Origin of the sequence: Sedimentitalea todarodis (assembly GCF_032595355.1) — a bacterium.
In the GTDB taxonomy this organism is placed as follows: Bacteria; Pseudomonadota; Alphaproteobacteria; order Rhodobacterales; family Rhodobacteraceae; genus Sedimentitalea; species Sedimentitalea todarodis.
In genome coordinates this window covers 170,924-184,524 of record NZ_JASMWN010000006.1, presented here as the reverse complement: position 1 = coordinate 184,524, position 13,601 = coordinate 170,924, and the positions used below count along the sequence as shown (strand labels likewise).

Genomic DNA, 13,601 nt, shown 5'->3' with positions numbered 1-13,601 from the left:
CATGTGACCGGGACGTGCTGCGCGAGAATCGACGGGGAGAGGGCCATGACGGAAAAGATGTCGACACATCAGGCCGAAGAGGACGTCAGAAACGAAGGTATCCGCATTTATGTGGACGGCCGAGTCGTACCCAAGGCCGACGCGATGGTCAGCGTCTATGACAGTGGTTTCATGTTGGGTGACGGGGTTTGGGAGGGGCTGCGTCTCTACAACGGGGCATGGGCATTTTTGGACGAGCATATGGACCGGTTGTTCGAAGCGGCCAAGGCGATCGATCTGGACATCGGCATGGATCGGCCCAGCGTGATCGCGGCCCTGCGAGACACACAGGCGGCCAACGACATGCACACCGACGCCCACGCGCGGCTGATGGTGACACGCGGCGTCAAGATGCGGCCGTTTCAACATCCCTCCCTCAGCAAATCGGGACCAACCATGGTGATCATCATGGAGCATTCGCGGCCCCGACTGCCCCGGCCAATTCAACTGGCAACGGTTCCGCATTTGCGGGGGCTGCCGATGACACAGGACCCCAAGCTGAACAGCCACTCAAAGCTGAATTGCATCCTCGCCTGTATCGCGGCGGAAAAGGCGGGCGCGGACGAGGCGCTGATGCTGGATGTGAACGGCTTCGTGAACACCACCAACGCCTGCAATTTCTTTGTCGTGCGCAAGGGTGAGGTTTGGACCAGCACCGGGGACTACTGCATGAACGGGATCACGCGGCAAAAGGTGATCAACCTTTGCCGCGAAAATGACATCCCTGTGCACGAGCGCAACTATAGCCTCGTCGATACCTATGGTGCGGATGAGGCCTTTTTGACCGGCACGTTCGGCGCACAAACGCCGGTCGGGTCAATCGACGGGCGGCGCATTGGCAGCGGTGAGCTTGGTCCGATGACGGAACGCATTCGCGCGCTCTACAAGGACCTAATCGAAAGGGAATGCGCCTGATGCGGATTGCGATGTGGTCCGGGCCGAGAAACCTGTCGACGGCGATGATGTACTCGTTCGGTGCGCGCGGTGATTGCGCCGTGGTGGATGAACCGTTTTATGCCGCCTACCTTGCGGCAACCGGGTTGGATCACCCGATGCGCGACGCGATCCTCAAGGCACAATCGACCGATGCCGACGAAGTTGTGGCAAAGATTACCGGTGCGGTGCCGGGTGGGTTCGATCACTATTATCAGAAGCACATGACCCAGCACATGGTGCCGGGCGTGTCGCGGACCTGGATGCGGGACATGGTCAACGTATTCCTGATCCGCCACCCCGCGCGGGTGATTGCCAGCTACGCGGCCAAGCGCGAGGACCCGACACTGGAGGACATTGGGTTTGCCCAGCAAGCCGAACTGTTTGACGACGTGAACAGCTGGCAGGGCAGCCCGGTGGTAATCGACAGCACGGATATCCGCAAGGATCCCGACAAGATGCTGCGGCGCCTGTGCAAGGCGATCGGCCTTCCGTTCACCCCCAAGATGTTGTCCTGGCCGCGCGGAGGGCATCCCGAAGACGGCCCATGGGCTCCGCACTGGTACGGGTCTGTCTGGAAAAGCACCGGGTTTGCCGCTGCCGAGGGACCATTGCCACACGTGCCGGAACATCTGCAAGACGTGCATGACATCGCGATGAAGCACTATAACCGATTGAAAACCGTGGCGCTTTAGGCGCGAAGCTCCTTATCGGTCACTGCGCAACGTTCGCCGTTGTAAAAGGTCTCAAGCACCCCTGTGAACACGGCGGGTGCATCGGGAACAGCAGAAAACAAGGTCATGGACGACCGCAGTTTCTGCGCGTCCGTCGGCCCCAGGATCGTTTCCGCTTGCTTGCCCGAATGGCTCAGCAGGAGGCGGCAAACCTCGACGAGCCGTTCGCGCAAGACCGGGTCACTCAGATAGGCGCGCGCTTCGGCCAGATTGTGAATGCCGTATAGCTGGGCCATATGCGACTGGCCCAGCGACGCCAATTGTGGAAATACGAACCACATCCAGTGGCTCTGTTTCTTGCCCTCTGTCAGTTCCGAAATCACCGTCGCCCACACTGTATCCTGTGCTTCGACAAAAAGTTCGGCGTCGGTTTCATCAGTCATGTCAGGCGGCGGTTCCGCATTGCAATCAGCCGCAGGCGCAGCGCATTGAGCTTGATGAACCCGGCAGCGTCCTTTTGATCATAGGCCCCGGCGTCGTCCTCGAAGGTGACGTGCTCTTCGGAATAGAGCGACATGTCCGACCAACGGCCAACCGTACGCGCGAGGCCCTTGTAGAGTTTCAGGCGGACCGTGCCGGTGACGTGCTCCTGACTCTTGTCGATCAATGCCTGCAACATCTCACGTTCCGGGCTGAACCAGAAGCCGTTGTAGATCAACTCCGCATATTGCGGCATGATCTGATCCTTGAGATGCGCGGCCCCGCGGTCGAGCGTGATCTGTTCGATGCCGCGATGCGCCTCGATCAGGATGGTGCCGCCCGGCGTTTCATAGATGCCGCGTGATTTCATCCCGACAAAGCGTCCTTCGACAAGGTCCAGTCGGCCGATACCGTGCCTGCCGCCAAGCTCATTCAGCCGCGTCAGGACGGTGGCGGGGCTCATCGCCTCGCCATTGATGCTGACTGCGTCGCCTTTGTCGAACCCGATTTCGATGAATTCCGGCTCGTTCGGCGCATCTTCTGGGTGCACGGTACGCTGGTAGACGTAGTCGGGAGCCTCTTCGGCCGGATCCTCGAGCACCTTGCCCTCGGACGAGGTGTGCAGCAGATTTGCATCCACCGAAAACGGCGCTTCGCCGCGTTTGTCCTTGGCGATTGGAATCTGGTTCTTTTCCGCAAAGTCGATCAGCTTGGTCCGGCTCGACAGGTCCCACTCCCGCCAAGGCGCAATGACCTTGATATCCGGGTTCAGGGCATATGCGGCCAGCTCGAATCGAACCTGATCGTTGCCTTTGCCGGTTGCCCCATGGGCCACGGCGTCGGCACCGGTTTCGGCGGCAATCTCGACCAGACGCTTGGAAATCAGCGGGCGCGCGATGGAGGTGCCCAGCAGGTAGAGCCCTTCATAAAGGGCATTTGCGCGGAACATCGGAAACACGAAATCGCGCACGAATTCTTCGCGGAGATCTTCGATATAGATTTCCTTGGCACCCATCATTTCGGCTTTGCTGCGCGCGGGTTCAAGCTCTTCACCCTGACCGAGGTCGGCGGTAAAGGTAACCACCTCGCAGCCATATTCCGTTTGCAGCCATTTCAGAATGATCGACGTATCCAGACCGCCGGAATAGGCCAGCACGACTTTCTTGGGCGCAGACATTTGGAATTCCTCTTCACTTGGATCCGCAGCGGGTTACCGGGTTTTTTGCAGAGGGGCAAGCTGTGGTTGCGTGTGGCGGCAAGCTGGGTCAGAGAGAGATATGAGTGATTTCCAAGACAAGGCCCGGCTTGCTGAAATGGCAATGCGCGCGGTGTTCCCGCAAACTCCGTTGCAACGAAACATCCATTTGTCGGATCGGTTCGGCGCGGATATCTGGCTCAAGCGCGAGGACCTGAGCCCGGTACGGTCCTACAAGCTGCGCGGAGCGTTCAATGCCATGCGCAAATTGCCGGACCAGAAGCTGTTCGTGTGCGCGAGCGCGGGAAACCATGCGCAAGGCGTGGCCTTCATGTGCATGCATATGGGTGTCAGAGGCGTGATTTTCATGCCTGTCACCACGCCGCAGCAGAAAATTCAAAAGACCCGTATGTTTGGGGGCGGCCATGTCGAAATTCATCTGGTCGGGGATTATTTCGACGTCACGCTGGCAGAGGCGCAAAAGTGGTGCGAACGCGAGGGGGGCTATTTTCTGTCGCCGTTTGACGATGCAGATGTGATCGAGGGGCAGGCTTCGGTTGCCGTTGAAATCGCGGATCAACTGGGACAGGCACCAGACATTATCCTTTTGCCGGTGGGTGGCGGCGGCATGTCATCGGGCGTCTCGACCTATTTTGGCAAGGATGCACGCGCGATCTTTGTTGAGCCGACAGGCGGCGCCTGCCTGAAGGCCGCGTTGGCGGCGGGACACCCGGTGACCTTGCCGCATGTCGACACGTTCGTGGACGGCGCGGCGGTGGGGCGGATCGGAAAAAAGACGTTTGAATTGTTGCAAAACGTTCCCTTGTCGGATGTGATCGTTCTGAACGAGGACCGGATCTGTGCCACGATGATCGAAATGCTGAACGTCGAAGGCATCGTTCTGGAGCCCGCCGGAGCCCTGTCGGTTGAAGCGCTTGGCGATGTGCAGACCGAGATTCGCGGCAAGACGGTTGTTTGTGTCACGTCGGGCGGCAATTTCGATTTTGAACGTCTGCCCGAAGTGAAAGAACGCGCGCTTCGGTATTCAGGCGTCAAGAAATACCTGATCTTGCGCTTGCCACAGCGCCCCGGCGCGTTGCGCGATTTCCTCGAAATACTGGGGCCAGACGATGACATTGCACGCTTTGAATACCTAAAGAAATCGGCACGGAATTTCGGCTCGGTTCTGATCGGGATTGAAACCAAGCATTCAGACAGCTTTGTCAGGCTATTTGCGCATCTCGACGAGGCCGGGTTCTCCTATCGCGATATCACGAATGACGACACCTTGGCGCAGTTTCTGATCTGATGCATGCAAAAAGACACTGACATTCGCCCGTTGGACTCGCGGTTGCGCGCGTTGGATCAGTTTGCGGTTTGCCTGCATTGATTGCCATCACGCGGCAACCCGCTCTGGTAACTCGGCAATAAACGCAGCCTTGGATCGCTCGAATTCGGCGACGATTTCCGCGAGGTTCACCGAGTCTGCCTGACCATCTGCAGAGACCCGCTCTCCATCCTGGCAGAGGTTGGAAAACGTGGTGAACCCCAGGCTCAATGCGCTGCCTTTGAGGAAATGCAAATCCTGTTCAAGTTGCAACGGGTCTGGTGCCGTGCGCAGTCTGGCGATGACCTCTTCGACTTCTTCCAGAAAGAGTTCGACAACCTCGTCAAAGTCTTCGGACCCAACTTCATCGCACAGTTCATTTACCCGAGACCAGTCAATCATGCCTCATCCATCGTTATGCCCTTTAGGTGATATTAGGCGATCATGCCGCGTTAACGCCGGGTTAATGGATATGGGTCTTTCACAGACAATTTTAGCCTTCATTCGGGATTAAGATGTGCCGCGCAAGATGATGCGAGATTAGGTAACAAAGCGCGGATCCACCATGTCTACTGCCGTTCCGGCAAGCCGGATACAAATCGCGGGCCAGGCCGATTTCAGATCGATTCGTCAGGTTCTTCTGGTCGATGACAGCCGCCTGCAGCGGCGCATCATCGCATCATCGCTCAAGAAATGGGGATTTGAGGTCATCGAAGCCGAAAGTGGTGATACGGCGATTGAGCTGTGCCGCAATTTTCGTCCGGACCTTGTTCTAAGCGATTGGATGATGCCGGGGATGTCGGGTTTGGAATTCTGCCGGAACTTTCGGGACATGTCGGGCGCTGACTATGCCTATTTCATCTTGCTTACGTCCAAGAGCGAAAAGAACGAGGTCGCGCAGGGTCTGGATGCCGGGGCGGACGATTTTCTGACCAAACCAGTCAATGCCGACGAGTTGCGCGCGCGCATCTCGGCGGGCGGGCGAATTCTTGATATGCAGCGCGAATTGTCGGACAAGAACAAATTGATATCCGACACGCTGGACCAGCTTCGCGTTGCTTATGATACCATCGACAAGGATTTGATTCAGGCCAAGAAAATCCAGCAGTCCCTCGTGCCCGAGTTCTCCCGTAGTTTTGGCGAATCGCAGGTCAGCTTGCTTTTGAAGCCCTGTGGTCATATCGGCGGGGATTTGGTGGGCATGTTCTCGCCAAACGATGATGAGGTTGCCTTCTACTCGATTGATGTTTCCGGTCACGGCATCACATCCGCGATGATGACCGCAAAATTGGGAGGTTTGCTGAGCAGTGCCTATCCGGATCAGAACCTTGGCATGGAGCGGCAAGCCAACGGAAGCTATACCCTTCGCGAGCCCGCAACGGTTGCCGAGATGCTGAACGAACGGCTACTGGCGGATTCCGGGATCGAAGAATATTTCACGATGATTTACGCCGTGGCGGACCTGAAGACCGGCGTTCTGAAGCTGGTGCAATCGGGGCATCCCTATCCATTGGTTCTGCATGCGGATGGGCGTTCGGAGTTTGTAGGCGAAGGCGGCGTGCCGATAGGGTTGCTGCCGAAAATTCGATGCTCGCAGTTCAAGGTCGAACTGACGCCGGGCGATCGTTTGCTGCTGTATTCCGATGGCTTTACGGAAAGCCGACTGACCAGCGGCGAAATGTTGGAGGAACAGGGATTGGTGGACCTGATTGGTGGGTGCCAGGCCAAGCGCGCGGGAAAGGAATTTCTTGACGATCTGTTCTGGGGATTGACCCAGAAAATGTCTGCGGAATTTGGAATGGAAGACGATGTGTCCGCCACTCTATTTGAATTCAAGGCGTTATGAAGGCGCGGGCCAGCATCTCCGCAAAATGCCTGTCGCCGGCGTTTCCCAGCAGTTTGGCCGCGACAGAAGGCTCGGTCCAGATCGCCTGATGCAGGGGTTCCGTGGGGAGACCGATCCGCAACGTTGGTTTGGCAACATAGATCAGGCAGATCTTTTCCGCCCAGAGATCGTACTCGGGCAGGTAGGCAAAGCGGCGAAAGGCACCAATGCGCCGCGGGTTCGCGACATGCCATCCGGTTTCCTCATATACTTCACGATGCAATGCAGCGACAGGGGATTCGCCGGGATCCACACCGCCGCCGGGCAGTTGGAGATCGGGGTCGGGGTCGGACTGACAGGTCAGAAGCAAGTGACGTCCCCTGGGCAGGAGCGCATAGGCCCCGACCCGGCGCACATAGGTCTCGCCCCTTACAGGCGGAGCGCCAAAGCGTCGTATCATCGGTCTTTTGCCCTTACATCGCGGGTTGCGGCCCCTATATAGCCCCGGTATGCCAATCTGCGGCGCGTAAGGAAACCCCATGACTATCGGATCAAAACTCGCGTGGGACGACACGGTTCTGCCTTTTCAACTGGACGCATCGGACATGCGTGGCCGGGTCGCCCGGCTGGATGGTGTTCTGGGCGGCATCCTTGGACAGCATGATTATCCCCCTGAAGTCGAGGCATTGGTCGCGGAGATGGCCTTGCTGACCGCGCTGATCGGCCAGACGGTCAAGCTGCGCTGGAAGCTGTCGTTGCAGGTCCAGTCAAAGGGTGCGGTGCGGATGATCGCGACTGATTACTATGCCCCCACGACCGAAGGGGAGCCGGCACGTATTCGCGCCTATGCGAGCTTTGACGCGGATCGGTTGACCAATGAGGCACCGTTTTCGCAAGTTGGCGAAGGCTATTTCGCGATCCTGATAGACCAGGGCAAAGGCGCGGCACCGTATCAGGGTATCACGCCCTTGTCCGGCGAGTCGCTGAGTGCCTGTGCAGAAGCATATTTTGCTCAATCGGAGCAACTGCCGACTCGTTTCTCGCTGAGTTTTGGAAAATCCTTCGAACCCGGCATTGCCGAACATTGGCGAGCGGGGGGGATCATGTTGCAACATATGCCCAAAGCCTCGCCTTTCGTCGCGAGCGAACAGGGCAGCGGCGAGGTATTGAGTGCGACTGATCTCGTTGAAGGTGAAGAGGGTGAAAACTGGAACCGTGTGAATGTCCTCTTGAACACGGTCGAGGACATGGAACTGATTGGCCCTGTCGTGCCGCCCACCGACTTGCTGGTTCGTCTGTTTCACGAGGAACGGCCCCGGGTCTTTGATGCGCAGGCGGTCCGGTTCGGATGCACCTGTTCAGAGGACCGGGTGCGGCAGAGCCTATCGATTTATTCCGCCCGGGACATCGAAACGATGACCACGGAAGATGGGCTGGTCACCGCAGATTGCCAGTTCTGCAGCGCGCATTACGAGCTGGACCCTGCGACAGTCGGCTTTGATGCCAAGGATGCAGATGGCACCTGACACGGTTTCTCGGCTGAAGGCCGCGCTGGAACGATCGGGGCCTGCTTCGTCCGATTTTGATCTGAACCCGGGAACGGTTCTCCCGCCGGGGCGAAAGCTGCGCCCGGCGGGCGTGCTGGTGGCGATTTCGCTGGCGCAGGCGGAACCGCGCGTGATCCTGACCAAGCGATCATCGTTTCTTAAGCACCATCCGGGGCAGATCGCGTTTCCGGGTGGCAAGCAGGACCAGGGCGACGCGGACGTGACCGCCGCCGCTCTGCGCGAGGCGCGCGAGGAAATCGGCCTGCCTGACGGGCTGGCCGAGGTTCTGGGGCATATGCCGGAACATGAAACGGTCACGTCGTTCAGGGTGACGCCGGTAATTGCCATACTGCGGCAGGATTTTCCCATCGTGCCCGAACCCGGCGAAGTCGACGAAGTGTTTTCCGTACCGCTTGACCATCTGATGCGACCGGAAAACTACCTGATCGAGTCTCGGCGCTGGCGTCGGCAGCGTAGGTATTACTTTACGGTTCCCTACGGTCCTTATTACATCTGGGGGGCCACCGCGCGCATGCTGCGGGCATTGGCCGACCGGATGCAAAAATGACGAGACTCACTGCCGACTGGATTTCAAACGCGTCCACCCGCGTCGTCTGTGACGCTTTGGGCCGCGATGGCGCGCAGGTTCTGTTTGTCGGTGGTTGCGTTCGCAATACGCTGTTGTATGTCGATGTCAGCGATATCGACATTGCCACCGATGCAACGCCGGATCAGGTCATGGCCCTTGCCAAGGCGGCCGGGATCAAGGTCGTGCCGACGGGTATCGATCATGGCACCCTAACGCTGCTGAAGGATGGTCTGCCACACGAGGTGACGACCTTTCGCCGTGATGTCTCGACTGATGGTCGGCGTGCAACCGTGGCGTTTTCGACCGATGTGGCCGAGGATGCCGCGCGACGGGATTTCACGATGAACGCGATCTATGCGCGTTCGGACGGCACGGTGGTTGACCCGTTGCACGGACTGCCGGATCTGCGCGCGCGACGGGTCAGGTTCATCGGCAATGCAGAAGAGCGAATTCGCGAAGACTACCTTCGCTCGCTCCGGTACTTCCGTTTTCACGCCTGGTATGGCGATCAGAATGCGGGGTTTGACTCCGATGCGCTGGCTGCGATCGCCGCCAATCTGGAGGGTCTTGGCCGCCTGTCCCGCGAGCGTATTGGGTCCGAGATGCAAAAGCTCCTGGCTGCACCAGACCCGGCGCCTTCGGTCGCGGCAATGCGGACGACCGGTGCGCTCGCATGGTTTGTTCCGGGCGCTGACGACAGGGCGCTGGCACCGCTGGCGCATGTTGAATCTTTGGCCGGTGCGCGCCCCAATGCAATTCGCCGGTTGGCGGTCCTGGGCGGTACCGAAACGGCAGATGCGTTGCGTCTCAGCCGCGCGGGGTCGGCGTCACTCGACCGGTTGCGCAATGCGGCGTTCGCGACGACAGATGCCGCTGAACTTGGGTATCGCCTTGGTGCAAGTGACGCGCGGGATGCACTTCTGATCCGCTGTGCGGTCCTTGAACAACCGTGGGTCGCGGAGTTGGAGGATCAGGTCACTCAGGGGGCCGTGGCGCAATTTCCGGTGCGTGCCAAGGACCTGATGCCACGCTTTCAAGGGCCGGAACTGGGCGCAGAACTGGCCCGGTTGGAGGCGCTCTGGATCGGCTCTGGCTTCGATCTGGACCGAGATGTGCTGCTCACCCTTTGACTTTTGGCGTGACAAGTTGTCGATCATCGCCTATCCAATGAACTGAAACATTCGGAGGGTACGAAATGTATTACGGGATTTGGTTCAGCTTACGCTGATACGCCACCCGTTCTGGTGGCTGAGAGACGTCACCCCCTGCATTTCATATTCGGCTCGTCAGGAGCGCCCGCCATGTTTCGTTACTTTGAGAATCTCGTTGATCCCTATTGCGACTACCCGGAAGTAGATCGACCACCCACCCGGTTATGGCCATTCATGATGGCCTATGCCCAGCCGTTCAAGAGGGTGTTCTGGTGGACAGGGCTGTTGTCTATCGTGGTTGCCGCGGTGGAAGTCTGGCTGATCTACTACATGGGCCGGATCGTCGACATGCTGGGCGGAGAACCGGGGCAGGTGCTGTCCGAGCACGGCTTTGAATTGGCGCTGGTCGCGGTTGGCATCGTTTTTTTGCGGCCAATTCTGCATATGTTTGACGTCGCGATGCTGAACAATGCGATCCTGCCGAATTTTGGCACGCTGATCCGCTGGCGCGCTCACAAACATGTCCTGCGCCAGTCGGTCGGCTGGTTCGAGAACGACTTTGCCGGACGCATCGCCAGTCGCATCGTACAGACCCCGCCCGCCGCAGGTGAGGTCGTGTTCCAGGTCTTTGACGCGATCTCGTTTTCGCTCGCCTACATGATCGGTGCGGCGGTGCTGTTGATGGCGGCGGACAGCCGGTTGATCATTCCGTTGCTGATCTGGTTTGTCCTCTACGGCGCACTGATCCGATGGACAGTGACCCGTGTCGGCCCGGCGTCGCAGGCCGCATCGGATGCACGGTCCACGGTCACGGGGCGTGTGGTTGACAGCTATACCAATATTCATTCGGTCAAGATGTTCGCCCATCACGACCACGAACTGTCCTATGCCAAGGAAGCGATCGAAAATACGCGCCGCACGTTTCAGGTCGAGATGCGGATATTTACCATCATGGACATGACGTTGGTGGCGCTGAATGGCTTGTTGATTGTCGGGGTTGTCGGCTGGGCGATCTACCTCTGGGCGGTTGGCGAGTCGAGCGTGGGTGTCGTAGCCGCGGCAACAGCGCTGACGCTGCGGTTGAACGCGATGACCGGCTGGATCATGTGGGCCCTGACCAGCTTTTTCCGCGAGCTGGGCGTTGTGTCCGAAGGGATGCAGACCATCGCACAGCCGATCGACCTGGTCGATGCGAAGGACGCAAGGCCGCTGAACCTGCGCCAAGGCAAGATCGAGATTCGCGACCTGTCGCACCATTACGGGCGTGAAACCGGCGGACTGGACAATATCAGCCTGACCATCCAGCCCGGAGAGAAGGTCGGTCTGATCGGGCGTTCCGGTGCGGGCAAATCGACTTTGGTCAAGCTGTTGTTGCGGTTCTACGACGTCGAGACGGGGCAGATTCTGATCGACGGGCAGAACATTGCGGCGGTGTCGCAGGACAGTCTGCGCAGCAATATCGGCATGGTGCAGCAGGACAGTGCATTGTTGCACCGCTCTGTCAGGGACAACATCCTGTATGGACGGCCCGATGCGAGCGAGGCGGATATGATCGCGGCCGCGAAACAGGCCGAAGCGCACGACTTCATTCTTGATCTGGCCGACATGGAGGGACGTACCGGATATGATGCGCAGGTTGGTGAGCGAGGTGTCAAGTTGTCGGGTGGACAGCGCCAGCGGGTGACGCTGGCGCGGGTGATCCTCAAGAACGCGCCGATCCTGTTGCTTGACGAAGCGACGAGCGCGCTGGATTCCGAGGTCGAGGCAGCGATTCAGGATACGCTCTATGGCATGATGCAGGGCAAGACAGTGATTGCCATTGCGCACAGGCTTTCTACCATTGCACAGATGGATCGCATTCTTGTCATGGATCAGGGCCGTATTGTCGAACAAGGCAGCCATTCCGAGCTCCTGGACCTGCAAGGGCAATACGCCGGATTCTGGGCGCATCAGTCTGGCGGCTTTCTGACTACCGAGGCTGCTGAATGAAACTTGCCAACCTGATCGAGCCCTTTCGCCGAATTGATACGCCTCCTCCACAAATGCTGGGGGCGTTCATCCGCTGGTGCCTGACCGGGGCCTGGCCAATGCTATTTGTAGCGGCGGCTTTTTCCGGCTTGGCCGGTGCGATGGAGGCGGGGACGGCCTGGATGCTTGGCATTGTGATCGACACGGCGGTGTCCGGCGGGCCCGAGGGTGTGTTTGACGGGTCAAACATGCTGCGGATCCTCGCGGCGGTCGGGTTTTTCATGTTGATCCGCCCCGTGCTGTTTGGCCTGTCCTCGGTGGCCAACAACTATATCGTCATGCCCAATATCACGCCATTGGTCCTGTCGCGGCTCAACCGCTGGACGCTGGGCCAATCGGTGACGTTCTTTGACGATGATTTCGCCGGGCGCATTGCGCAGAAACAGATGCAGACCGCAAATGCGCTGACGTCCATCGTGTCCGAGGTGATCAGCGCAATCGTCTTTGCATTGGCGTCGATGTTTGGCTCTCTGTTGTTGCTGGGGTCTATTCATCCCGGTGTGATGTTGCCGTTTGCGGCATGGCTGGTGGTCTATTTCCTGTTGATCCGCTGGTATCTACCGCGCATCCGCGAACGCTCTGCGGCACGCGCCGGGGCGCGGGCAATGGTTACTGGGCAGGTTGTGGATACGATTACCAATATCAAGACGGTCAAGTTGTTTGCGCATGCGGCGCATGAAGACGACGCCGCGCGCGGGGCAATGGCGGTGCTGCGGGATCGGTCGTTGGAGTTCGGCTGGCTCTCGGCCAGCTTCCGCTTCTTCCTGATGACATTGGCCGGTGTTCTGCCGGTCATGTTGATCGGCGCGACCTTGATGCTGTGGCGCACGGGTGGCGCGTCGGCGGGCGATATCGTGGCGGCCGGTGCGATCTCGATCCGCATCGCACAGATGACAGGTTGGGTCAGCTTCACGCTGATGGGAATCTATGCGCATGTGGGTGAGGTCGAAAATGGCATGCAAACGCTGGCCACCCGCAACCGGGTCGAAGACGGCCCGAATGCCGACGAGCTTGTCGTTGATCGCGGTGAAATCGTATTTGACGGGGTCGAGTTTGCCTATGGGCGGGATATTGGTGGTATTCAGCGGGTCGACCTGACGGTGCGTCCAGGCGAAAAGTTGGGGATTGTGGGCGCATCAGGTGCCGGGAAATCGACACTCGTATCGCTCTTGCTGCGGCTCTACGACGCCGAAGGCGGTACGATCCGGATTGATGATCAGGACATCGCGGCGGTGACGCAGGACAGCCTGCGGCGGCAGATTGGCATGGTCACGCAGGAAACGGCGATGTTCAATCGCTCGGCACGCGACAACATCTTGTACGGACGCCCGGATGCGACGGAGGCAGACGTCATCGCCGCCGCAGAGCACGCAGAGGCAGACGAGTTCATCGGCGATCTTCAGGACTCGCGGAATCGCAGCGGGTATGACGCGCATCTGGGCGAGCGTGGGGTCAAGCTCTCGGGCGGGCAACGCCAGCGGATCGCCCTGGCCCGCGCAATCCTCAAGGATGCACCGATCCTGGTCCTGGATGAGGCGACGAGCGCGCTTGATTCCGAGGTCGAGGCGTCGATTCAGGAGGCCCTGCACCGCGTGATGGAGGGCAAGACCGTGCTGGCGATCGCACACCGGCTGTCTACCCTGTCGGAAATGGACCGCATCATCGTCATGGATGCCGGTTGCATCGTGGAATCCGGCACTCATGCCGATCTGCTGGCCCGGGGCGGGCTGTATGCCCAGTTCTGGAACCGGCAGTCCGGCGGGTTTATCCACACCGAAGCCGCCGAATAAGGGCTTTTGTGCAGGCACTCCGC

General features: G+C 59.1%; 13 protein-coding genes. 9 read left to right on the top strand and 4 right to left on the bottom strand.

The window, feature by feature from the left end:
• Window positions 1-45: 45 nt before the first annotated feature.
• Together QO231_RS10375 and QO231_RS10370 are read left to right on the top strand one after the other, a co-directional pair.
• Window positions 46-954 carry a D-amino acid aminotransferase gene (locus tag QO231_RS10375; protein ID WP_316775827.1) on the top strand — a complete coding sequence of 303 codons (909 nt, stop codon included), beginning with the start codon at window positions 46-48 and terminating at the stop codon, window positions 952-954.
• Window positions 954-1,667 (top strand): sulfotransferase-like domain-containing protein, encoded by a 714-nt coding sequence (locus tag QO231_RS10370; RefSeq protein WP_316775825.1) that lies wholly within the window; start codon window positions 954-956, stop codon window positions 1,665-1,667. Before QO231_RS10375 ends, QO231_RS10370 begins: the two co-directional genes overlap by 1 nt.
• Here the strand turns inward: QO231_RS10370 and QO231_RS10365 are convergent.
• Together QO231_RS10365 and QO231_RS10360 are read right to left on the bottom strand one after the other, a co-directional pair.
• Complete coding sequence (locus QO231_RS10365) at window positions 1,664-2,089, bottom strand: DUF1810 domain-containing protein (RefSeq protein WP_316775824.1); 426 nt, start codon at window positions 2,087-2,089, stop codon at window positions 1,664-1,666. The genes QO231_RS10370 and QO231_RS10365 overlap by 4 nt on opposite strands.
• Window positions 2,086-3,303, bottom strand: coding sequence for an argininosuccinate synthase (locus tag QO231_RS10360; RefSeq protein WP_316775822.1), 1,218 nt, complete (start codon window positions 3,301-3,303; stop codon window positions 2,086-2,088). The genes QO231_RS10365 and QO231_RS10360 overlap by 4 nt, the downstream gene beginning before the upstream one ends.
• Before the next feature lie 100 nt (window positions 3,304-3,403).
• Here QO231_RS10360 and ilvA point away from each other — a divergent pair, with 100 nt between their 5' ends.
• Window positions 3,404-4,630 (top strand): threonine ammonia-lyase IlvA, encoded by a 1,227-nt coding sequence (gene ilvA / locus QO231_RS10355; RefSeq protein ID WP_316775821.1) that lies wholly within the window; start codon window positions 3,404-3,406, stop codon window positions 4,628-4,630.
• Between the two features lie 87 nt (window positions 4,631-4,717).
• Here the strand turns inward: ilvA and QO231_RS10350 are convergent, their stop codons facing one another.
• The gene (locus QO231_RS10350; RefSeq protein ID WP_316775819.1) at window positions 4,718-5,050 is read right to left on the bottom strand and encodes an Hpt domain-containing protein; all 333 of its coding nucleotides are present in this window, start codon (window positions 5,048-5,050) and stop codon (window positions 4,718-4,720) included.
• A gap of 163 nt (window positions 5,051-5,213) precedes the next feature.
• On the opposite strand from QO231_RS10350, the gene QO231_RS10345 reads away from it, so the two are divergent.
• The gene (locus tag QO231_RS10345; protein WP_316775817.1) at window positions 5,214-6,494 is read left to right on the top strand and encodes a PP2C family protein-serine/threonine phosphatase; all 1,281 of its coding nucleotides are present in this window, start codon (window positions 5,214-5,216) and stop codon (window positions 6,492-6,494) included.
• On the opposite strand, the gene QO231_RS10340 is transcribed toward QO231_RS10345, so the two are convergent.
• A complete protein-coding gene (locus QO231_RS10340; RefSeq protein WP_316775814.1) occupies window positions 6,481-6,933 on the bottom strand; it encodes an NUDIX hydrolase in 453 nt (150 codons plus the stop codon). The two genes, QO231_RS10345 and QO231_RS10340, sit on opposite strands and share 14 nt — an antisense overlap.
• Before the next feature lie 79 nt (window positions 6,934-7,012).
• Here QO231_RS10340 and hslO point away from each other — a divergent pair, with 79 nt between their 5' ends.
• The 5 genes from hslO to QO231_RS10315 all read left to right on the top strand — a co-directional run bounded on the left by hslO (window position 7,013) and on the right by QO231_RS10315 (window position 13,578).
• A complete protein-coding gene (gene hslO / locus QO231_RS10335; RefSeq protein ID WP_316775812.1) occupies window positions 7,013-7,999 on the top strand; it encodes an Hsp33 family molecular chaperone HslO in 987 nt (328 codons plus the stop codon).
• The gene (locus QO231_RS10330) at window positions 7,989-8,588 is read left to right on the top strand and encodes a CoA pyrophosphatase (RefSeq protein ID WP_316775810.1); all 600 of its coding nucleotides are present in this window, start codon (window positions 7,989-7,991) and stop codon (window positions 8,586-8,588) included. Before hslO ends, QO231_RS10330 begins: the two co-directional genes overlap by 11 nt.
• Window positions 8,585-9,739 (top strand): CCA tRNA nucleotidyltransferase, encoded by a 1,155-nt coding sequence (locus QO231_RS10325; protein WP_316775808.1) that lies wholly within the window; start codon window positions 8,585-8,587, stop codon window positions 9,737-9,739. Before QO231_RS10330 ends, QO231_RS10325 begins: the two co-directional genes overlap by 4 nt.
• Before the next feature lie 171 nt (window positions 9,740-9,910).
• Window positions 9,911-11,749 (top strand): ABC transporter ATP-binding protein, encoded by a 1,839-nt coding sequence (locus QO231_RS10320; RefSeq protein ID WP_316775806.1) that lies wholly within the window; start codon window positions 9,911-9,913, stop codon window positions 11,747-11,749.
• Window positions 11,746-13,578: an ABC transporter ATP-binding protein gene (locus tag QO231_RS10315; RefSeq protein WP_316775804.1), complete on the top strand. Its 1,833-nt coding sequence runs from the start codon at window positions 11,746-11,748 to the stop codon at window positions 13,576-13,578. Before QO231_RS10320 ends, QO231_RS10315 begins: the two co-directional genes overlap by 4 nt.
• Window positions 13,579-13,601 lie beyond the last annotated feature (23 nt).